At 34.6% G+C, this 21,475-nt stretch carries 19 protein-coding genes and 1 pseudogene; 12 read left to right on the top strand and 8 right to left on the bottom strand.

The window, feature by feature from the left end; all coding sequences use genetic code 11:
- Positions 1–160: 160 nt before the first annotated feature.
- Positions 161–307, top strand: a pseudogene (locus BN3107_RS20255) (peptidoglycan-binding domain-containing protein); the annotation flags it as partial.
- The gene (locus BN3107_RS18495) at positions 302–1,579 is read left to right on the top strand and encodes an N-acetylmuramoyl-L-alanine amidase family protein (protein WP_262359976.1); all 1,278 of its coding nucleotides are present in this window, start codon (positions 302–304) and stop codon (positions 1,577–1,579) included. The pseudogene BN3107_RS20255 and the gene BN3107_RS18495, both read left to right, overlap by 6 nt.
- Positions 1,580–1,702: 123 nt before the next feature.
- Here BN3107_RS18495 and BN3107_RS20365 read toward each other — a convergent pair whose 3' ends face one another.
- The 4 genes from BN3107_RS20365 to BN3107_RS18475 form a co-directional block, all read right to left on the bottom strand.
- Positions 1,703–2,155, bottom strand: a complete 453-nt coding sequence (locus tag BN3107_RS20365) for a YcxB family protein (RefSeq protein ID WP_392389068.1) — start codon at positions 2,153–2,155, stop codon at positions 1,703–1,705.
- A 332-nt stretch (positions 2,156–2,487) separates the two neighbouring features.
- Positions 2,488–3,321 carry a hypothetical protein gene (locus BN3107_RS18485; RefSeq protein ID WP_058309089.1) on the bottom strand — a complete coding sequence of 278 codons (834 nt, stop codon included), beginning with the start codon at positions 3,319–3,321 and terminating at the stop codon, positions 2,488–2,490.
- On the bottom strand, positions 3,296–3,817 hold the full coding sequence (locus tag BN3107_RS18480) for an RNA polymerase sigma factor (protein WP_058309088.1): 522 nt from the start codon (positions 3,815–3,817) through the stop codon (positions 3,296–3,298). Before BN3107_RS18480 ends, BN3107_RS18485 begins: the two co-directional genes overlap by 26 nt.
- The gene (locus BN3107_RS18475; protein ID WP_058306262.1) at positions 3,759–5,120 is read right to left on the bottom strand and encodes an IS4 family transposase; all 1,362 of its coding nucleotides are present in this window, start codon (positions 5,118–5,120) and stop codon (positions 3,759–3,761) included. Before BN3107_RS18475 ends, BN3107_RS18480 begins: the two co-directional genes overlap by 59 nt.
- A 433-nt stretch (positions 5,121–5,553) precedes the next feature.
- Here BN3107_RS18475 and BN3107_RS18470 point away from each other — a divergent pair, with 433 nt between their 5' ends.
- Positions 5,554–6,195 (top strand): DUF6088 family protein, encoded by a 642-nt coding sequence (locus tag BN3107_RS18470; RefSeq protein WP_058309087.1) that lies wholly within the window; start codon positions 5,554–5,556, stop codon positions 6,193–6,195.
- A 124-nt stretch (positions 6,196–6,319) separates the two neighbouring features.
- On the opposite strand, the gene BN3107_RS18465 is transcribed toward BN3107_RS18470, so the two are convergent.
- The 3 genes from BN3107_RS18465 to BN3107_RS18455 are packed head-to-tail and all read right to left on the bottom strand — an operon-like array spanning position 6,320 to position 10,283.
- Positions 6,320–7,189, bottom strand: a complete 870-nt coding sequence (locus BN3107_RS18465; protein WP_058309086.1) for a phosphorothioated DNA-binding restriction endonuclease — start codon at positions 7,187–7,189, stop codon at positions 6,320–6,322.
- Entirely contained in the window at positions 7,186–8,463 is a 1,278-nt protein-coding gene (locus tag BN3107_RS18460; RefSeq protein ID WP_058309085.1) for a hypothetical protein, read from the bottom strand. Before BN3107_RS18460 ends, BN3107_RS18465 begins: the two co-directional genes overlap by 4 nt.
- Positions 8,460–10,283: an AAA family ATPase gene (locus BN3107_RS18455; RefSeq protein WP_058309084.1), complete on the bottom strand. Its 1,824-nt coding sequence runs from the start codon at positions 10,281–10,283 to the stop codon at positions 8,460–8,462. Before BN3107_RS18455 ends, BN3107_RS18460 begins: the two co-directional genes overlap by 4 nt.
- A gap of 489 nt (positions 10,284–10,772) precedes the next feature.
- Here BN3107_RS18455 and sigH point away from each other — a divergent pair, with 489 nt between their 5' ends.
- The 6 genes from sigH to BN3107_RS18425 all read left to right on the top strand — a co-directional run bounded on the left by sigH (position 10,773) and on the right by BN3107_RS18425 (position 18,057).
- Positions 10,773–11,432, top strand: coding sequence for an RNA polymerase sporulation sigma factor SigH (gene sigH, locus BN3107_RS18450; RefSeq protein WP_058309083.1), 660 nt, complete (start codon positions 10,773–10,775; stop codon positions 11,430–11,432).
- A gap of 304 nt (positions 11,433–11,736) precedes the next feature.
- Positions 11,737–12,945 (top strand): DNA cytosine methyltransferase, encoded by a 1,209-nt coding sequence (locus BN3107_RS18445; RefSeq protein ID WP_231735417.1) that lies wholly within the window; start codon positions 11,737–11,739, stop codon positions 12,943–12,945.
- Complete coding sequence (locus BN3107_RS18440; RefSeq protein WP_058309082.1) at positions 12,923–14,179, top strand: DNA cytosine methyltransferase; 1,257 nt, start codon at positions 12,923–12,925, stop codon at positions 14,177–14,179. Before BN3107_RS18445 ends, BN3107_RS18440 begins: the two co-directional genes overlap by 23 nt.
- A 134-nt stretch (positions 14,180–14,313) precedes the next feature.
- The gene (locus BN3107_RS18435; protein ID WP_058309081.1) at positions 14,314–16,113 is read left to right on the top strand and encodes an AAA family ATPase; all 1,800 of its coding nucleotides are present in this window, start codon (positions 14,314–14,316) and stop codon (positions 16,111–16,113) included.
- Positions 16,114–17,307, top strand: coding sequence for an LlaJI family restriction endonuclease (locus BN3107_RS18430; protein ID WP_058309080.1), 1,194 nt, complete (start codon positions 16,114–16,116; stop codon positions 17,305–17,307). It abuts the gene before it with no gap.
- 30 nt (positions 17,308–17,337) lie between these two features.
- Entirely contained in the window at positions 17,338–18,057 is a 720-nt protein-coding gene (locus tag BN3107_RS18425; RefSeq protein ID WP_058309079.1) for a DUF3427 domain-containing protein, read from the top strand.
- Between the two features lie 253 nt (positions 18,058–18,310).
- On the opposite strand, the gene BN3107_RS18420 is transcribed toward BN3107_RS18425, so the two are convergent.
- On the bottom strand, positions 18,311–18,718 hold the full coding sequence (locus BN3107_RS18420) for a (deoxy)nucleoside triphosphate pyrophosphohydrolase (protein ID WP_058309078.1): 408 nt from the start codon (positions 18,716–18,718) through the stop codon (positions 18,311–18,313).
- Between the two features lie 237 nt (positions 18,719–18,955).
- Here BN3107_RS18420 and BN3107_RS18415 point away from each other — a divergent pair, with 237 nt between their 5' ends.
- Genes BN3107_RS18415 through BN3107_RS18405 form a run of 3 tightly spaced genes read left to right on the top strand, consistent with a single transcriptional unit; the run spans position 18,956 to position 21,322 of the window.
- Complete coding sequence (locus BN3107_RS18415) at positions 18,956–19,750, top strand: DnaD domain protein (RefSeq protein ID WP_058309077.1); 795 nt, start codon at positions 18,956–18,958, stop codon at positions 19,748–19,750.
- A complete protein-coding gene (locus tag BN3107_RS18410) occupies positions 19,737–20,063 on the top strand; it encodes a replicative helicase loader/inhibitor (protein ID WP_058309076.1) in 327 nt (108 codons plus the stop codon). The genes BN3107_RS18415 and BN3107_RS18410 overlap by 14 nt, the downstream gene beginning before the upstream one ends.
- A complete protein-coding gene (locus tag BN3107_RS18405) occupies positions 19,970–21,322 on the top strand; it encodes a replicative DNA helicase (RefSeq protein ID WP_082631362.1) in 1,353 nt (450 codons plus the stop codon). The genes BN3107_RS18410 and BN3107_RS18405 overlap by 94 nt, the downstream gene beginning before the upstream one ends.
- Positions 21,323–21,475: the final 153 nt, after the last annotated feature.

Here is a 21,475-nt window from a genome sequence, read left to right as displayed (position 1 = left end):
TTGTTTGGGCTTGCTAGTTTAGGAGTGATTACACAGATATTATTCAATGGAGAAATGCAAGGAGAAAATGTTTTGGCCAATAATGGAAGTGTCTGTGCGACTACAGAATTCACTTGCTTAATATCCGTGTTTAGTTCGAGAAGGAGACACGGGTAATGCTGTTCAGCAAATCCAACAAAAACTAAAAGACCGCGGTTATTCTTTAGGAACAGTTGACGGTATATTTGGCCCTATGACCAGTCGTGCAGTGGAAGCATATCAACATGATATGGGGCTAGATGTAGACGGTATCGTAGGGAGTATGACATGGAATTCCTTATTTTCCACTTCTCATCCTGGAAATAGTGGAGGATCTGGGGGAGGCTCGGCCCCTGCGGGTAAATTAAAGAAAATAATTATTGACGCTGGACATGGTGGGCACGATCCAGGTGCAGTAGGACATGGTCTCAGAGAAAAAGATTTAGTTCTACAAATTTCAAAACGTCAACAAGAATTGCTGTTTGAAGAAGGTTATATCGTTGGAGTAACTCGAGCTGAGGATAATTTTATATCCTTATCAGATAGAACAAGAGCAGCAAATAATTGGGGAGCAGAGTTATATATATCCAACCATATTAATGCTGGTGGAGGAAGAGGCGCAGAAGTGTTTCATAGTATATATGGAGGACCTAGTAAGACACTAGCAGAAGAAATTATGAAAAACCTATCCAATATTTTTGTAAGTAGAGGGACCAAATCGAGACAGGGTGAAAATGGAGATTATTATCATGTTATTCGAGAAGCAAACATGCCATCGGTATTAATTGAACATGGTTTTATTGATAACTCTATAGATGCGAATATTTTAAAAGACCAAGATAAAATTGAAGAAATGGCAAGGGCGACAGTAGATGCAATTAAAGCCATTTTTCCACCTGAGAATGAAGAAGTTAAAATTAAACCTAGTTCTTTTATCTCTAGAGCTTTTAATGTTGTAGATGAGCTATCTGAGTCTAATCCTATCTTGCCAGGAATCGAATCGCCTTTTGAAGTTGGTGGGGTAAAGTTTAAATACCAGGCTCACTTAGAGAAAGAGGGAAGTGTCAATTGGAATTTAAAATCATTTCAAGGCTTTACTCCAGAGGATTTATTTGACTCATTTGCAGCAAAAGGATTAGACAAAATGATGGAATTTTATACGTCTGCTGCAGATAAAGATGAAGTTGCTGCGATGTCGGACACATTCCTAAAATTAACAGATAATATCGAGGAAATACGTGTTTCAGTATTAGAAATCAGTCCGAAATTAAGTGGTTTTGTAATTAAACCTTTTGAAATGGAGTTTTTAACAGACACAGGACATGGAGAGTGGAAGATAAGGGAAATAATCACCTTAGAACATGAAATGCATATTACCAAAGAAACTCTAGATGCTCTTGAAAATGCTGCATTTACTTTCGTGGCTGTAATAGTTATTGCTGCGTTATGTTACGCTGTTCTTGTCTTTGGAGCAGCATTGTTAGGTGCTTTAGGATTTGCAGCAGCGTTTATAATAGGTTATACATTGGGGAGAGAGGTTATTTCTCCAGTAACATCTTAGTCAAGGGTTAATACTGATATTAATAAGTGCACCACATCTTAATGATGTAGTGCACTTTTCTTATTCGTTCCAAAAGTGTGAGAATTTTTATAGCAATTATTATAAAGAGTGGATATTGAAATTTTATTTTTTAAGATTTATTTTATTAGAATTTTCAGAAATGAGTTTTTTGAAAGAACTAATATCGTCGTTCGACTCGAAATATCTTTTGGGTAATAGGATCGCTTTCATATTTGATATATACAGGCAAAACATATCGTTATGTTCATATCCTTTTATAATGTTTTCCCATTCAATATAAACATGGGATCTTCCTGATTGATAGTTTATTCCCTGACTATTAATTGTATATCTTATTTCTTTTGTTGCAAGGTGATCGCTATAGAACTCTCTATAGGATCGTTTTTGTATAGTTTTGTATAACAGAATAGTAAATAGCCCTGAGGCAAAAAGAGAGATACTTATATAAAAAACCAAAGGTAAGTTTTGTATTTGCTTTACGAGCAAGCAGAAGCATATTTCTAACAAAAATGTAATGAAAAAGAAGCCAATCAATAATCTCCTTTGATGGTACATATTGTGTTTTTTAAACTCGTTATAAGTTATCGTTCCTATAGCTGTTATGTCCTTAGTTTGATTCAAATAATAACCTCCCAGGGATTTAATATGATATTTTCTGTACCTTCTTTTGTGTATTTTTAAAGTCTCAACATTTTAGATAGCTTGAAAGGTTGTATCCAAGCTTTGTTTTTACACAGGCAGAGCATGTGGTTTGAAGACGTAATAAAAAAATATAGTCAAGGAGGTAACACCCATTCGACTATAGTACAACTCAGTGTATTAGGCAAAAATTTTGAAATTTATGTCTGGGTCTATTTATAATCACATATCATGTTGACTAATCATTCTCAAGGACCCGCACCAGGTTCAAGGGCGCTTACAAATTTGCTGATATTATTCATTCCGTTTTCGTAAAATAAAATAGCTTCTTCTCGCTCATCATTAAGTAAGTGTTTAGCTTTTTCAAAATAACCTATGGTTGAAGTCATCCAATTCATAATTGGTTCATATGGATGGTTGTAATTTTTTAATCTATTTAATACATCTAGTTTATGATTAATGTCATTTGGATAATCAATTCCAAAAGGCTCTTTTGTCCCTATCGGTTTATCTTTTAATTCTTCAATATCTCCTTTTATTGCAGCTAAGGTTTGATCACTAGTTGGATTGATTGACTCTCCTTCCTTGTCAACTGGCCAATGGGCTATAGACTTTGTATCTTGTACAATTGAAATACCATTATTGTAGTAAATGACACCATACTCCTCATCTATATAATCTACTTCTTCTCCTTCCATTGGTGGCTCATAATTTTGATAAATCTCTACGATTTCTTGGTATTGTTCTTCTTTGAAATCAACTATCGTCTCTTGCTCTTCATACTCATTAACTACCTCCTCATTTCCTTCTCTCGCATTGCTATCTGTATCTGATGCATTATTCATCTCTTGATCAGTTAGGGATAGGATAATGATCGTAAATAATAACAAGGTAGTGATACCGGCAATACCTGTAGTAATTTTCTTCCTCAATATTTGTTTGGGCTTATTATTTTCGTTTTTTCCTGCAATGTTCATTAGATGATCATGCATTAGCTTTTGGTTTTTATTATTAATACTCGGAGTGGGAAGTGACTTTATTTCATCAATTAATTCTTTAAAACGCTCGTTCTCTTGCATCATGCAGCTCCTCCCTTTTTTTCGCTAATTTCTTTAATGCGCGATGGTAAGTGATACGCACTTTGTTTTCACTACAGTTTAAAATACCAGCTGTTTCTGAAACAGATATTTCCTTAATAGCACGAAGAATAATTACCTCTCTGTAATTAGTTTTTAAGGAGAGTATCACTTGGTATAGATGCAGCTTATTTTCTTCTAAGTAGAGAATTTCCTCGGGTGTTTTCTCGTCTCTAGGTTCATGATTTGTTATAGCTATTTTATTCTTAATAAGTTCTCTCTTTCTTTTTCTTATTTCATCTATTCCAACGTTTCTGGCAATAGAAAGAAGCCATGTTTTTGGACTTGAATCTTCTCTATAGCTATTTAGTCCTTTAATTGCTCGTATAAATACTTCTTGAACTAAATCTTCTATGTCACCAGAACCAACATAATAAAGTAACTCAACTTTCGCACACTGAAATAGGCAGGTAAGCCCTGATATAGCTGGGTAAGCCTGCAATCCATTGTTGGACTTGACTTTTGATTAATTTTTGTACCTTTTTGTTGCTCATTTTCAAGGCATCTTCAAGAAGCTCGATCAACTGCTGAAGTGCCACAGCCCAATCGAGATCACTAACTTCATCACATAATTCATAAAACATGCCGCCAAGTGTTCGCTCGTCTGTGCTACATCGGTTTTGCCACGAGAGAACAATATATCGTGTGAATACGATGGTCGTATGACTAATTAAGCCGTCATACGAACGACTTTGGAACTCTTTTTGAAGTTTTAAGAGAGATTTTGTTGTTTTGAAAAAAACTTCAATGTCCCATCGCATCCCATAAATACGAATGATTTCTTGATCACTAAGTGTACAATCGGTGCTTAGAATAGCTAACCATTCACTCTTTTTATTTCGATTACGAACAAAGACAACTTTAATAGGAACGCCATTCGCTTGTGTGGTATGAATCGAACGAAGAATGCCTTTCTTTCCATCTGTTGGTTTCGCAAAACGATATAGTTCCTTTAAGCTTACACGTTGGCCATTCACAAGGTAACGCTGTTTCAAGTTCTTTACCATGCCAATGACATCGAGTCCTTGCTCTTTTATCTCCTTAACGAGAGGCTGATACGTGAACCAAGAGTCCATCAGCACATAGGAAGCATCGATACCGGCATTCATCGCGCGTTCCACCATACCTGGTATTTGCTCAGGTGCGGTTTGTAATGCTTCTACTCTGCGTTTATAACCGGAACTACGTTTATCAACTTTTGATGATATGCCATTAATTTGGCTTTTCTTCGAGCTTAATAAAGAAAAGTCCACTGGAATGAATGTGGCACCATCTGACCAACCAAGCGTAAGCATACGAAACCCTTTATAAAAGCGCATTTTTTGGGATGCATGGTCAAAACAGCGAGCTAATAATTCAACCGATTTACTGCGGTTACGATCATACGAAGAATCATCTACAATCAATACTTTGGGGCGATCATGACGCGTTAAGTTGGTTACTTTTCCAATGGTATGAGCGCTTAGAAATAATAAAAACCTTCTCCAAGCAAAGGTAGATTTGTTTAAAAAGCGATAGACGGCATTCTTCTCTGGACAATCATTCGCTTTGTTACTTTGAAGTACTTGATACCAGTTCTTATTTTCAAAGATCAAACAAAAAATCAATTGAAAAAGATAGGCACAAGTAAAGCCGACAGACTTTGTAATACCAGCTTTTCTAAGATGCTTATACACGTTTAATTCTTTAAAGATGGAAGAAAGTTCATTTGGTAGTTGATTATTTTGGTCATTATTCGCTATCATATAGGAGACACCTCTTCTGTATTGGTAGTGTTTTCTAGTCAATTACACTATACCAAAAGTTGAGGTGTTTTTTTATACCTATTTCGATTGTCAATGACCATATTTAAACAGTGACATGCTTTACAGCTAGTTATATTTAATGCTTTTTTCTAGCTGCGAAAGTTGAGAAAGTAAGAAATGATAAATATCTTTGTTATAATTATAAAACCAATGGGACATCTTACTACGCGTCCTCATATTCTCTTTCCTCCCTTATTAATTAGTCGATTTTCAACTTAAATATATTTCACTTTTAATTCAATTTTTTATAACAGATACAGATGCTTACTTGGAAAGAATGGTAATTTATTATAATTGTCACGTTTGGGAAAAATAAATTACGTTATATAATAGTGAGGTGGTGCTATAATTAAGGTATTAGGAGGTGTGTGACATGAATAAGTTATATTCAGTCATTTTAGATCTATATGGATACGATGAGCCTGTATTTACGAAGGATCTAAAAAAGCGTGTAAACATGTCGGATGAATCCATACGTCAAAACATAAAGAGACTGTCTGATAATGGATATATAATTAAAGTGAAAAATGGCATATATTACATCCCAAAAGCTAACAGTGTGCTAAACAAACAACGGGTAAACATAGATAAATTAATAGGAAGAAAATATATTAAACCGATTGATAAAAAGGTCATTGGATATATTACGGGAACGAACTTTGCAAATCAACTTGGCTTAACAACACAAACAGCATGTATACTAACCATTGTAACGAATGAAGCAGGTAGACTTGAACGTGAGGTAACAATTGGAAATAGAGTTGTTAAATTAAAGAAGCCAAGAGTTAAAGTGAATGATCAGAATTATAAGCTGTTACAAGTATTGGACCTATTAAATGATTACGATCGAGTAAGTGAAATCCCATTAGAAAAAGGGTCAAGGTTGATAAAAAAGTATTTACAAAATTCCGATATCACCATCAGTGAATTAAATCAGTATCTAAAAAAATATCCTAGAAAAACATTGGAAAATGTAATAGAAATGGAGCGTTACAACGAACTTGCACGAAAATAAGAAGGTATTCGGGGAAGTCGTTGAAGCAGCAGCTGATGAGTTTATGTTTCACTATTATTGTCAGGTGCCTGGTACCTAACGATAATGTGACCTCTATAGCGACGCCCAACGATTAATTAAAAAACTATATAATGTCCCCAACCTCACCTTTATAAACTTCCTTCACATGCCAATAAATAAATTCCTCTTTTGGAAAATAGCTCTGTTGTAATGGCTTGTGCAGGGCTTGCTTATCATACCGCTTCACATAATCATAAAAAGTCCCATTTCCAACTGCTTGATCTGACACATGTATTTGATGATCATGCGAAATAGCAAATACACCTCTGTCGAATAATTTATGATGCAAAGCGCATAACGCTAATCCATTTTCTTCTCGATCAGGACCGCCAATGTTGTGCCACTTGATATGAGCCGCCTCAAGACCAATCACTTGTTGATTAAGTTTTACTTGAAATCCGCATATCGCACATTGATGCTGATAGGCGCTTAGAACTCTTTCCCTAAATTCAGGATCTCTTTTTCTTCTTCGATAATACGTTAATTGTAAACTGACTGCTTGTAAAATCTCATTATGTAATGTTTCAGGGAAATGTAACTCTAATAATAGATTAGCAACTTGATCAATCAGAGCACCATCTGTTTCTAGAAGTTGATACACTTCTGGTGTAAACCCTCCTGATACATGATAGTCAATCAACGCCTTATTAAAAGAACTACTCATCAGAATCGGTTTATCCAATTCCCAAATGCCATCGCGCTCTAATCGAACAAAAGGCTGTTCAGGGTGATATGATTTCCGTTTCGGACCATATTCGATTAGTAATTCCACTAATTTCGGTCTAGCATTTGCATATAAGAAACGCTGCTGACGAGTTAACTGCCATTGACCTAATGCATATAAAATCAGCAATGGTTTATGTGGTGCTCGTTGATCTCCTTTTTTCCAAACTGCCAAATGTGATATGCGCTCTAATAATTCAGCTTTATTCACAGGTGAGACCTCCTATTACTCCTACTTAGAACTTTCACTATCCCAAAGCTCCCATTATCAAATTCAACCTGATCTAAACACAATATTCCTTGAACCGTTACATCACTATTCAATAAGTACCTTCCTTTTCGATCCTTCACCAAATAAAGATACTCCACCAGTTCTTCTAATCCTGTAGTTGCATACTCAACCCTTGACGTATTCTTTACTTCACCAATGGTCAGCTTCGTTAATTTATTGGTAGTTTGATCATACGATTCGATAAGGAAATCTGGTCTTCCTCGCCATAAATGACTAGTAACATTACGTCCAAATATGCTTTGTGCTAAATCTTTGGTTGCTTCTAAAGATTGAACTTTTTGCTTTAGATAGGCATGCCCACTACCTTCAATTTCACTGGTTGGAATATGAAAAATAACAGAATCAGAGCCACTTGAATCGTGGTACAGGTGATGGATATGAGAATCATCCTCCCATGTTGCTACTTTATTCTGTCCACCGTCCATTAGATGTAATTGACTCTTTTCCGTATTTTGCTTCATGATCTGAATAATCCAATATAGTTCAAATAAGACATCTTGATTTTCTGGAGCAATAAAGGTTTCACGGAGTAAAATTTTTAAATCCTCTTCGTTGTACTGACCTTTTATTATTTTGCGATAGGATACTAATAATTGGGCCGCTTCACGATATAATCGATTTCTGTGACTCTGTGTTTTTTGAACGGTGCGGTCACTGACATGTGCTGAATGGACTCGCTGTAAATATATATTCTGCTTAAATGCGTATTCTATATTAGATTTTAACTCTTGCCATTCTGAGAACCATGCAGCCTTTTCAAATCCCTTCAGATAGGAATCATGAAAAAGAAGTCTGTAAAGTATCCCTAGTAATTCCTTTAATACTAGATTTTCTGGTGTGTCATATGATCGAACATTTTCATTCGTCGAAAATATTGTCCGATCTTTATGATTTCTAGCCAAACGACGCTTCGTGGTTTCTGCCCAATCAATTTCTCCTCGTACTTCCCCGATGTTTGTTTCTGTACGTGTAGCTGTTGTGGTTTTAAAACGCTTGAGTAAAAAAGGTAATCTTTGAACAAAAGTCTTTGTTTCCTTTAATAACAGAAAACGTATCGTTAATAATTGCTGCAGATTAGAGATGTTCACATTCGTTTTGGATAAAAAGGAGTTAATTCTTACATTTCCTGATTTCAAATAACCATGTAGAAACCCAGAAATCTCCTCTAAAATGGCCTCTTCTTTTTCACTCATTCCAGTCCACCAGCTTCAAAAAAGTCATTCACAAAGTCAGTGAGATATTCTTTATCAATGATGGCGTCTGTTTGTTCATCAAGTTTGGTGATAAATTCATTCATTTTGTATATAGGTAACCCTTCAAACTGTGGCAACACATATAAGATAATCGCTGACGTAAAATCATCATTGAACTGTGTATGCTTCGCAATGTCTGAAACGATAGCCGGTCCAATTTTTCGATAGTTATTAATTAATTTCCATATACTCGTTAAGGTATCAACATTTGGATAGGTATCCATGTTCCAAGCATCTAAATACTGTTGAACTAAATTCGGCGTAATATTTTTCGGTAGGGTAACGGGAATAAAAGCGAAACGACGCATAAAAGCATAACTCATTTCATATAAAGACGCTTTATCAACCGTATTCATCGTTGCGATAATCCGCCAGTCATTAGGAATGACATAAGTATAATCATTTGTTTCGAAATCGTTTTCCTTACCCTGTGGTTTCATCACGATAGAATCACCACTTTCTGACTCAAAGGGAAGTGTTATTTCATCCCCTGTTAAAACAGAAAATAAAGAACCAAACGCTTTATCGATATCGGCTCGATTAATCTCATCAATAATCAACCATTTATTTGTGGGCTGATTGGTAGTTGTATCCTTGACACACTTTAAGAAGATTCCTTCATTAAAATGTAAGTTTCCGTCTTTGTCTGGCATATATCCACCAATCGTTTCATAGGTTGACCAATTAGACGATGCCGTTACCATCGATGATTGAACCTGATACATGTCGCAAATTTTGCTCGCTAGCTTCGACTTCCCTGTGCCTGGAGGACCTGTTAGAATGATATGTTTTCCATTCTGAATGGAAGTCATTACTTGATTAAGTAGAAGGTCCACATTTTCAAATACTAATCCTTCTAGTTCCTTTTCAATAGACCCTATATTCAAAGGATCATCAATTTCCTGCTTCTTCATATCATTGCCCTTATTTTTGGTTGGGTCTGGTTTAGTTTTTTCCTCTTGCCAAACCTCCGCAATTTCAGGTGTTTTATAAAAATTGATTTGATCATCAGGAGATTGCTCTTGAAGTGTTTCTCTGATCATTAGAAGCTGTTCATCGGTATCTTCAACGGAAGAATCTGTTATATATGAAGAAAATGCTTTTACAATTTTCCCTTTATGTCCCCAACTAGCAATCGATTCAAAGTATTCAGGTAGCAACAAGTGCAAAAATATATGTAGTGTTTGTACGCGCTTACCAAGTCTTTGCCGGATATCATCTGCATGTCGTTTCAATTGTTTTGGATCATGTAAAATTTCTTTTCGAATATCTAATGAGAGTCCTTTTAGCTTTTCTACAGCTAAAAATAGAAAGGATATTTCGAAATATTTGCTAGTATTATAGAAAGTCCCAGTAGCCCCAAGTCCGTCTTTTAATGCCTCAAACACTTCTAAAGAAGGATCAAGTTTTATTCTTCCCCATGAAGCGATCATTTCCAGTTTTTCCATCTTCGTTTTATAACTCACTGATCCTCTATAAGGAAACAAATAATAGATAAACATTATTTCGATCGCAAATTTATACACGCTTTCGGACTCATTTTCTAGCTGTTTTTTTAACTTGTCATCGAAACTGTTACCTGAAGCGTCTGGGTTTTCTATAAAGATAACTCGAAAGCGGTTCATGTTTTGCTCTGTCCAAATGTGTTCTCCGTCCCAAATGATCGACTTATTATTTAATAGACACTCATTCTTCCACTTTTCTGCTATGTTATAGATTATTTTTCTGTCGTCTGTATGCTTTTCGAAATATATAGCCAATTTTTTCACCCTTTTTGTCTGAATATAAGTTTGTGATATTCATAATTGTACCATTAATAAAGGGCGTATTCTTTACTCAGATATCTGTATGGTTTGAATTTTCACTATACCAAAAGCTGAGGTGTTTTTTATATCTATTTCAATTTTTATTAACCATATTTAAATAGTGGCAGAATTTACAGCTTATTATCTTGAACGCTTTTCTCTATTTGCGAAAGTTGAGTAAATAATAAAATAAAATCGAAAAATATTTGTAAGAGTCCTTCTCACTAGCATTGTTAAAATTATATAGATGTGTATCAATAAAAGATCTCTTAGAAAAAAAGGAAAAATAGTATTTTTGTCGAATTTATATTATATAAGGCTCTTATTCAAATATTATTTATGTGCTTCAATTCAAATAGCTATCAAATTATTTTAAAGAAAGCTTTAATTGATGGTTAAGTGAATTTATTGTCTGAACTAGTGTTTAATGGATAGGTGATGTTAATGAGCAAATTAGATGAAGCGAAACAAAATATTAACTATAATAAACTTACCGATGAAGAATTAATAGATTTGATTCATAATGGTGAAAGTACGGCGCTTGATTACCTGATTTATAAATACCAGCCGTTTGTGAATGCAAAAATTAGGTCTTACTATATGATTGGAGCTGAGCGGGAGGATCTTTTACAAGAAGGAATGATCGGTTTATTTAAAGCTATAAAAAATTTCAATAAAGATAAAACAACCATTTTCAAGTCATTTGCTGAACTCTGTATAAAAAGACATATTATAACCGTTATAAAAACAACTACTAGACAAAAACATACTCCTTTAAATTCATATATATCTTTAGATAAATCAATATATACAGAAGATTCGAATACTACACTTATGGATATTATAATAAATTCGAAAGTATTAGATCCAGAAGAAGCGTGTATTAACAAGGAAGCTTCACTTGATTTGCTTGTTAAGATATCTGGGTTGTTCAGCCCTCTTGAGCGACAAGTTCTTCCTTTATACTTAGAAGGTAACTCTTATCAAGAAATTTCTTCAAAATTAGGTCGATCTATTAAAGCTGTTGATAATTCAATAACTCGTATAAAAAGGAAACTAGAAAGGTATACCGAAGTTATGAAAACACATTTAATTGAAAAATAGTGATTTAAATTTAACCACTTTTATCTTCGTTCTCTTTTCGCTATAATCTGTTTCTATACAGTTCAATTCTATCCTCCAACAAGTAATTCTAAATAAATCATTATAAATATATTAAAAGCACTCGTCTTTTCTGTGTCAGAGTGCCTTTTTGTGCGAACTTATATTCTAATCACCCAATGTTTTTATTGAAAAATTAGTATTATATCAATATAATTTAAAGGTAAGTTAATTAGAATAGTTAAGCAAGACGCAAAAAACAAAGGAAGTAAATGTAAAAAAATAATGTAAGAAAGTTGAAGATAAAATGACACATAAAATAAAAGAGAAACACCATAATTCCAATTTTAGAGAAAATAAGATAGGAAATGTTGATTTAGGAATGGAGAAATTACTCGACGTTTTAGATATAAACAATAATAATAGGTTTACTGTATTAGATCTATTTTCTGGTGCTGGAGGATTATCAAAAGGATTTCTCGATGCGGGGTATGATGTATTACTGGGTGTGGATTTTGATGACAAGGCTTTAGAATCCTTTGAGAAAAATCATGGCAATGCAAAAGCTATGAAATTAGATTTGTTTAATCATGATAATATAAAGTATATTGAACGTTTTGTTAAAGAAGAAAATGTATCGATAGATGTATTGGTAGGTGGTCCACCTTGCCAAGGTTTCTCTCTTGCTGGACCACGAGATGTGGATGATGAAAGAAATACGCTGTATACAGCGATGGTAAAAGTTGCCGATAAATTAAAACCTAAGGCCGTTATATTAGAAAATGTTCCTGGGCTTTTAAAACTTTATAATGGTAAGGCAGCAAAGCGAATAATTGAAGATTTTAGTAATATAGGTTATAAAATTAAACCTCAGATTTTATATGCGCCGGAATATGGAGTTCCTCAGATCAGGAAACGTGTATTCTTTATTGGGTTATTAGATTCTGAGGAGTTTTTTGAGTTTCCAAAACCAATTTACTCTAAGCAAGATTTTATTACATGTGAACAAGCTATCTCTGATTTGCCAGCTTTAGAGGGTATATACGGTGATGAAATACAAGAATACCCCATAAAACCGCAAACACCGTATCAAGAACTGATGAGATTACAGTCATCTAATATTCTTAACCATATTGGTACAATTCATAGTGATAAAACAGTTAAACTAATTTCTATGGTTCCTGAAGGAAAAAATTATAAATCATTACCAGAAAAATATAGGTCTCAATTTAAGTATAACGAAGCGTTAACTCGGTACCATAGTAAAAAGCCTTCACTGACAATAAATACAGGACATAGATCTCATTTTCATTATAAGTACAATCGGATACCAACAGTTCGAGAGAGTGCCAGGTTGCAGAGTTTTCCTGATGATTTTATATTTTTTGGAACTAAAACCCAACAATATAAGCAAGTTGGTAATGCTGTACCTCCGATTCTAGGTTATCACATTGCCAAGAAATTAAAGAAATACTTAGAAAAGGTGAGGGAAAATGGGGAAATTCAATATAATTGATTTGTTCGCTGGATGTGGTGGATTGATGGAAGGATTTTTGCAAACTGGTAAATATAATGATGTTGCATCTGTTGAATGGTTAAAACCACAAGTAAATACTTTAATTAATCGACTAGAGACCAAATGGGGAGTAGAGGATGCAAAAGACAGAGTTTTACATTTTGACTTACAACGTGACGTAGAATTATTTAAAGGTTGGTATAATGACGATAAATATGGGAGTAGTAAGGGTCTTGATCATTTTGTGGAATTGGCTGGAAAGGTCGATATAATAATTGGAGGACCACCATGTCAGGCGTATTCAGTTGCTGGTAGAATCCGAGATGAACACAATATGAAAAACGATTATCGAAATTACTTGTTTGAGTGTTACTTAAAAGTAGTAGAGCGTTATCAACCTACGTTATTTGTATTTGAAAATGTTCCAGGTATGTTGAGCTCCATGCCTGATGGAACACCTATTACAAAATTAATAAAAGAAGGGTTTAACAGTATTGGTTATGAAATTGTAGATAACATTAATAAACATGCACTTATTAATGTTAGTGATTATGGCGTTCCACAAAATAGAAAAAGAGTTATTTTAGTTGGTATAAATAAAAAATGCAATATTAATATTCAGAAAATCTTAAAATATTTTTATGAAGTAATTTTACCTGAGAAACAATCAAAAAGAAAAGTAACTCTAGAAGAAGCAATAGGAGATCTACCACCCTGTAACCCAATAATAAATGAAGATGCAAAGCTACAAAAGAGAATTTCTCATCAAACACCAGTATGCGATATTTCATGGCATAAACCACGTTATCATAATGCCCGAGATATGAAAATATTTCACATGCTGGCAGAAGATTTACAGTCAGGGAAATGTGAGTTTACTGATAGTAAAAAACTAAGCGAACTTTACGAAAAGGAAATAGGTTCTAAGTCTCCAATTCACCGATATCATGTTCTCAGACCAGATAAACCAAGCACAACTATTATTGCCCATCTTTATAAAGATGGATTGCGGTATATTCACTATGATCCAACACAAGCTAGGAGTATTACAGTTCGGGAGGCAGCGAGAGTTCAATCATTTGATGATGATTTTAACTTTATAGGATCGCAAGGTCATGCCTATCAAATGATTGGAAATGCTGTTCCACCTTTGTTTGCTAAGAAGCTGGCTGAAGCTATTGATGAATTAATGGATATAGTTAATAAGGGTGCCAGGATCGTAAAAGAAGGATAATGTATAAAGAGTCGGATTTTTCATTGTGCAATCTCAAAAATTATGGTCTATCCGTGTAATATTCAACTTTTACTTAATACTACGCATAATAATTATAAAGATAAAATCTAAGTACTTATGGAAGGTGTAATTTTATGTATCGCTATTTATTTACAAATGATCTCCGTATATCGGGATTAACTGAAAAGATGAAGGAAACTGCCAAATTATTTCTTGATGATGATGTGCCTAAGGCAGATGAAAATAAATCAGCAAATAATAATGCGAATACTCTGGGTTTTTTTTTCAATTTAAATAATTGTGGTGCTTGTACACAAGAAGCTGCAGAAGGTAATGTAAGAAAAGTAGTTTTAAATTTCATAAGGAAATTTCAGTATCCAAATCCTAGAACTAAAGAAAGCTATTACAAGAGTGTCGAGGATGGGGTTAAAATTGCACCTCTAAGAAGTATCTTGAAGCTACTCTTTGTGGCAAGAATGACTGATGGAATTGAAGGGTTTTTAACAAAAAAAGAAATATTAGAGTTTATTTTCTTTAACGATAGTGTAGCTAAATGTGACAACGTAAACTACAATAAAATCTATTCTCAGATTATTAAATTTAGAGATACTAATGGTAAAGAAATTCCGTCTTCGATCGCACCTATAGAAAAACGTGAATGGAAGCAACAAGATAGACAGGTGAAAGAAATGCTTAGGGTCCTTTCTTGGTCTGGTTTTGTAGAGGAAAAAAATAGAGATGAGCTTACTTTGAAAACAAATCAAGATTCTAATGAAAGTGAAAAAGCAGAATTGATGGATATTATAATGGAAGAGGTTTTTTTTGAATGGACGGGAGACAATTTCGATCAATGTAAGGAACTGTATTCTAATTTCATGGATGAAGGAGTTAGCGAGAAGAGGATACCTGATTATAAATCCATCACTACTATCAATGAAAATAATAAAAATAAAAGGAATGAAAATTTACAAACTATTTATTATGGACCACCTGGAACCGGTAAGAGTTATAAGGCGACAGAAACTATTAGAGAAAGTTATTCAACTTATGGTGGTTTTAATGATGATTCCCCATTTGTTTTTAGAACTACTATTTACCCAGATTATTCTTACAATGACTTTATCGGGAATATAATGCCTAAAATTGATAAAGAGAAAGATAACTCAATTACCTATGAATTTATGCCGGGAATATTTACTTTAGCATTATCAACTGCTTTCAATAACCTGGATAAAGATATTTATTTAGTTATAGAGGAGATGTCGAGAGGAAACATAGCAGCTATTTTTGGTGATATATTCCAATTGCTTGATAGAGATTCATATGGGAAGAGTGAATATATGATAAAAAATGAGCTTATCGGCAAATTATTAACTGAAGAAAAGGTTAATGTTGTTAAAAATAATAATATTTATTTACCGGAAAATTTTCATATAGTGGGTACAGTAAATACAAGTGATCAAAACGTATTTGTAATGGATACTGCATTTAAGAGAAGATTCGAATTTGAGTATGTTGATCTTGAACCACGAACAGATTCAAATAGTAACAATTTAAACAATTATAACTTTAAGCTTGGGGAATATGAAGTGAATTGGATAGACTTTTATCAGGAATTAAATAAATTTATTGTTAAAGAATTAGAGCTTCCAGAAGATAAACAAATAGGACAATTCTTTCTAAAATTTGATAGATCGGACGAAAATGCAAATTTTAGACAAATACTTAATAAACTTTTGCAATACTTGTGGCATGATGTACAATCAGTAAGCATAGCAGATGAAAAATTGTTTAAAAGTGAACTTAACTCTTTTGCGGAAGCATACAAAGCATTGAAAAATAGGGAAAACATATTCAATGAGATACTTATGAAGCCTTTTTTAGATCAGGAAAAAAAACCTAAAACAATGTACAATTTAAATGGTGATGAGTAAATGAACTCTGATTTTATGGTATTAAGAGATGGTGGAGTTATCGATTCAGAAATAGTGAAAAAATATCAATTAGAGAACTTTTGTACTGATCGAAATGGTGAGTGGACAGTATCTTTTGTTGGTTTTATTTTATTGAATAAAATAAATATCGCCGCTTTTCCAAAACATTATTATGAACATCAAAATGAGATTAGTAAAGATGATTTTAGATTATTATCAAAAGTCTTAAGATTAAAGACGAAATTATATGGAGTGAACGAGCAAGTAAATCATAGCACTAACTTTCCTCTGAAATCATATTTAGGTATTTGTGATTATTATATCAAATATGGAATTTATAACAAAAATGAGACTTACAAAGCCAGAGGTTATTCTGGTAAGGTCAATTGGACTGAAACAATAAAAAAAAGTAATAAGGTTATTTCTGCAAAAAATTTGGTGTTTTTACCTTTTTACATTACAAAAAAGCAAACTAAAAATGTTTTTATATCTGAATGTATGTCTTTTATCTTAAATGATGGTTATGAACGTTTTGGAAAGGTGTTTAATCTAGGTGTTAAGTATAAACACGCAAATAATAATCCCATTTTTGATCGAGAAGATCTTGTTATAAAACAGCTTAATAACATTAAAAGAAATTATTTTAAAGATTCTGAAAGGATCTTAATAAATAATATAATAGATTACTTTAAATGGAAATCTTCAACTTCTAACAAAACACTATTTGTCACAAAGAATTTTGAACAATATTGGGAAAAGGGAATTGAAAAATATTTAAATAATAATTTATACTACATAGATGATAATGACAAAATGTTTTTCTCTAAAGGATGCAATAAATTTAAATTCAGAATTCACTCAGAGCATCTAGAAAGTAATAAAATTCGTAAGGATAACAAAACTAGGCAGTTTAGTGTTATTTACGATCATTTAGATAATGATGAAAACATTACTTATCTATTGGATTCTAAGTATTACTTTAGCGTGAGTGAGTTAAACTATAAACAAATGGCTTATTATTATATCTTAATTTCAAGATTAAAATATAATAAAAAAATAATTAACGGCCTTATGTTGCCCACTTACGGAAAATACAAAACAAAACTCCACATAGACAGGAGAGATATTGATGGATTATATATAGTTGAGCATTATTTAAATGTGAAGGAAGTTTTAATGAACTTTGTGAACTAGTAATTAACAATTGATACACATTATTCGTCAATGCATTCAAAAAGTTTTCAAGCAACAAAGAATGATTTTGATAAAGATGCATTAGTTATCTTTTTGTTTGTTGCGCATCTAAAAGAGATATTAACACACGCATTGGAAACTTTTCGTCATATTCTTATGGATTTCAATTTCGGAGAATTATTACTTGGTGCGGGGCACTATTCAATCGTGTTAAGCTTTTATTTGCGGTATTTAGAGGATGGGGAAGTACGTAATCAAGAAGAGCAAGCTATGCTCAATATGTTATATTACACTATTTACCGTAAAAGTCCTGAAAAATTGGAAGTTGCTTCGATTGCAGAAGGTTTACACGAGGTATTAAGAATTAGTGAGATGAAGAAAGAAATCCAAGCCATCTTCACGTATAATTACCGTCATTTAGAACTAGTGGAAAAATCTCATGATCTATCTTTCACTACGCCATTACGTGTTCATTCTAGTTATTCCACCGATCAAGTTTTGGCTGCTTTAGGTTATTATAATGAAGAGCGACGTCCTGAGTTTCGAGAAGGTGCCATCCATTTGAAGGATAAAAATGCAGATGTCTTTTTCATCACGTTAAAAAAATCGGATAAAGATTTTTCGCCTTCTACGATGTATGATGATTATGCAATGAATGAGTGGTTATTTCATTGGCAATCCCAAAGCAGAACATCGGTTACCTCTGAAACGGCCAAGCGCTATATTCATCATCGCGAGCGCAATCATTAAATCCTGTTGTTTGTGCGAGAATATCGACAAGAAAACGGATATGCGGTTCCATTTACTTTCTTAGGAACTGCTGAATATGTAAGGCATTCTGGAAGTAAACCGGTTAGTTTTGTTTGGAAGCTACATGAAAAAATGCCAGCAAAGCTTATTGTTCATGCTAATAAGCATATCTTATAAATGACGACTTGATTAGTGGCGTTGGTATACGTCTGATAATCATTATATTCGCTGTAATAAAAAGGTCTTCCTCGTGCTATGAGGAAGACCTTTTATCTTCCATGATTTTTTCTACAGCAGGAATATCTGCCGGTGCCCAAATAATCGAATCAAGGTTCTCTTTTGGTAACCAAATTAATTTGGCATGCTCAGTTGCAACAGGCGTTCCGGCGACAATATTTGCTTCCAATGCAATTAAATTAATAATAAAGCTGTCATATTCATGTGTATGATCATAAATCACATTACCCGCTTTAATATTACATTTTAATTCTTCCTGAATCTCACGCTCTAAAGCCTCCTGCAAATTCTCGCCTTCTTCTACCTTTCCACCAGGAAACTCCCATTTGTTTGGGATAGACATATCATGGGCTCTTAATGCGCAGAGCACTTCTTCTTGATCGTTTTCTATTACAGCAGCTACTACTTTTACTTTCTTTTTCATAGGAAACCTCCAACATTAATGGTATTTATTTAATTTTAGCATGGACTGGGTAGATCGACTAGAAACCTGGAATCCTCTTTGAATTGATTTAATAACATTCAATCCCCTACCCAAAAAACCCTCAACTTTTCACCAACAAAACGACACCTTTCCCACTCTCAAACTGATTATAAAGATGAACAGAAAATTGGACCAATCTAAGTCCCATTTATCATCTTTATAAGGAGAGGATTACCAATGAATTATATGAAAGAACTAAATGCGTTTCGAGAGTATGTATTAAGGTTCCACCTTCCCACCAGTGCGGTTGTTTTATGGTATACGTTGATGCAGGTTAACAATTCAACCGGATGGAAACCTCGGTTTGAAGCATCGAATTCCATCGTCAATCAGTTATGCGGCTTATCGAAGCAAAGTGTTGCGAACGCTCGGACGATTTTGATTGAGAAAGGGCTGATTGATTATACGCCAGGTAAAAAAGGAGTCGCTCCGATTTATCAAATGTTATCGGTAGTGGACCAATTACCTTACGCAACGAAAGATGCCTACACTAGTTCTAATGCTGAGCAAGCCCAAGAACATAACACAAATCCCACCACAACCAATGACCCATCCTTTGACCAATGTGAGGACGAAAAGTGGAACAAACCTAAAGAAATACCTAAACAAAAAGAAAGAAGAAAAGAAAGTAAGAGTGAAGAAGATGCTTTTATCGTCTATGAAGCGAATTTTGGTATGCTCAGTCCAATTGCTAGAGAGAGTTTGCAAGAGTGGATTGCCGACATGGGAGATGCGATGGTTATTGCTGCGATGAAACTTGCGATCAAAAGTGGTGGGCAGACGTTTCGTTATCTCGAGAAAATTTTGCAAGAATGGTCGCGGGCGAAACTGGAAACCGTTGAGCAGTTAAAAGTGTATCAACAGCGGAAAGAGCAACATAGAGCAAGAGGTTCTTCGTCTCAAGCTAAGGCAGATCAAAAAGGTGCCGTATTTGCGAAATTGCGAAAGGGGTCAGCACATGACGAGAGATGAAGCAATCGATGTATTGGAAAGTATTGCGGCCCTCTATCCGAACTTTGAAATGACAGAACGGAAAGGGAATTTACTTATTCCCGTGCTTTTGAAAATGGACTATCAAGGTGTGCTCAAGCAGCTTTCTGACTATGCGGCAAGTAACCCTTTCCCTCCCACGGTTGCTGCTATTGCTGCCTATCCACCTGAAGACAATGTGTATTTAACAAGAATCAAGCAATGGAAAGAAGAAGCTGGCAACGTACCACGAGAGGTAAAGCAACGATTTCGAGCCCAGATGCAGACGCTGATCAAGGAGAAGGCGAAATCATGACTGTTCTTGTCAATTATGAAGCAGAGGTTGCCGTGCTTGGTGCTGTCTTAGTCGACGGGACATTGATCAAAGATTTGGAGTTAGAAGTTAAGCATTTTTATCATAAGAACCATCAACTGATTTACCGGTGTATGCAAAAGGCGTCAGAGCAACAGGAGTTTATCGATATCCCTGTGCTGACGACACATTTAGGCAAGGCGATACACCAGGTCGGGGAAGTTTCCTATTTGGTGAAAATGGTAGAGTCTGTAGCAACGACAGTCAATATTAAACATCATGAACGTTTGATTAAAGATGCCTATCGGATTCGCAAAGGACGGGAAGCGGCACTGAAATATACATCAAATCCTTCGGAGGAAGGGATGGATGCGCTCATCAAGAATTTACAACATTTCCGCGAAGAAGGGGCGAACAAAGAGGAGAAGACGACCTATGATTACTTAATCGAATTAAGCGAGGATATGTATGCAAGCGACGGACCGACTGGATTTATGTCCACCTATCAGGAATTAGATGATATGACAGGTGGCTGGCAAAAAGGGGATTTAATTATTGTTGCTGCCAGACCATCTGTTGGGAAGACTGCCTTTGCTTTAAATCTGGCAGCGAGCCATTGCAAGAACGGTGATGCAGCAACGATTATTAGTTTGGAAATGGGCAGTAAACAGCTGTTACAACGAATGATTTCTGCTGAGGCGCGTGTGAACGGACAGAAGTGGAGAACGTCTTCCTTTTCCGAACAAGATTATCAGCACGCAAGTCTTGCGGTGGGTGAAATATCTAATTGGGATCTGACTATTTTTGATAAGAAGCGGACGATTAGTGAAATACGTTATGCGATAAGGAGGCAAATCCATCAGAATCCTGATGCTAAACACATTATCATTGTTGATTATCTGCAAATGATCATACCAGCAAAGCAATATGATCGAGAGGATATTTCAATTGGTGAAATGACGCGTGAATTAAAGCTGTTAGCGATTGAAATGGAGGTGCCGATCCTGTTACTATCGCAATTATCAAGGGGCGTAGAGGCAAGGCATAACAAACGGCCGCTCATGTCGGACTTAAGAGGATCTGGCAATATTGAACAGGATGCCGATTTGATTATGTTTTTATATCGTGAAGATTATTATCAGAAGGAAACAGATAAGGCGGATGTCATGGAAGTGATTCTTCAAAAGCATCGGAATGGACCAGTTGGTACTGTCGAATTGGGGTTTTTTAAGGAATATGGGCAGTTTGTTGGGAGGGGGTGAGGTTTTTACATACGAACAATAGGTAGGGCCAATTTCTGTATCTGGCAGCTACCCTAAGGATGAAGAAAGCAAAATATGGGAGTCAATAGCTGAGCAAGTATTTTTAATATAATGTTGTCGTTCCTTTTATTAACTTGGTACCTGCTTGATTGC

The organism is Gracilibacillus massiliensis, assembly GCF_001458115.1.
In the GTDB taxonomy this organism is placed as follows: Bacteria; Bacillota; Bacilli; order Bacillales; family Amphibacillaceae; genus Gracilibacillus; species Gracilibacillus massiliensis.
Note: the sequence above shows the minus strand (reverse complement) of the source record. Positions and strands in the feature narration are given on the sequence as shown.

Coding starts and splice junctions, on each gene's coding strand:
- BN3107_RS18495 (WP_262359976.1), top strand. CDS start 302: ATGACATGGAATTCCTTATTTTCCACTTCTCATCCTGGAAATAGTGGA.
- BN3107_RS20365 (WP_392389068.1), bottom strand. CDS start 2,155: ATGTACCATCAAAGGAGATTATTGATTGGCTTCTTTTTCATTACATTT.
- BN3107_RS18485 (WP_058309089.1), bottom strand. CDS start 3,321: ATGATGCAAGAGAACGAGCGTTTTAAAGAATTAATTGATGAAATAAAG.
- BN3107_RS18475 (WP_058306262.1), bottom strand. CDS start 5,120: ATGATAGCGAATAATGACCAAAATAATCAACTACCAAATGAACTTTCT.
- BN3107_RS18470 (WP_058309087.1), top strand. CDS start 5,554: ATGAATAAGTTATATTCAGTCATTTTAGATCTATATGGATACGATGAG.
- BN3107_RS18460 (WP_058309085.1), bottom strand. CDS start 8,463: ATGAGTGAAAAAGAAGAGGCCATTTTAGAGGAGATTTCTGGGTTTCTA.
- sigH (WP_058309083.1), top strand. CDS start 10,773: ATGAGCAAATTAGATGAAGCGAAACAAAATATTAACTATAATAAACTT.
- BN3107_RS18445 (WP_231735417.1), top strand. CDS start 11,737: ATGACACATAAAATAAAAGAGAAACACCATAATTCCAATTTTAGAGAA.
- BN3107_RS18440 (WP_058309082.1), top strand. CDS start 12,923: ATGGGGAAATTCAATATAATTGATTTGTTCGCTGGATGTGGTGGATTG.
- BN3107_RS18435 (WP_058309081.1), top strand. CDS start 14,314: ATGTATCGCTATTTATTTACAAATGATCTCCGTATATCGGGATTAACT.
- BN3107_RS18430 (WP_058309080.1), top strand. CDS start 16,114: ATGAACTCTGATTTTATGGTATTAAGAGATGGTGGAGTTATCGATTCA.
- BN3107_RS18425 (WP_058309079.1), top strand. CDS start 17,338: ATGCATTCAAAAAGTTTTCAAGCAACAAAGAATGATTTTGATAAAGAT.
- BN3107_RS18420 (WP_058309078.1), bottom strand. CDS start 18,718: ATGAAAAAGAAAGTAAAAGTAGTAGCTGCTGTAATAGAAAACGATCAA.
- BN3107_RS18415 (WP_058309077.1), top strand. CDS start 18,956: ATGAATTATATGAAAGAACTAAATGCGTTTCGAGAGTATGTATTAAGG.
- BN3107_RS18410 (WP_058309076.1), top strand. CDS start 19,737: ATGACGAGAGATGAAGCAATCGATGTATTGGAAAGTATTGCGGCCCTC.
- BN3107_RS18405 (WP_082631362.1), top strand. CDS start 19,970: ATGGAAAGAAGAAGCTGGCAACGTACCACGAGAGGTAAAGCAACGATT.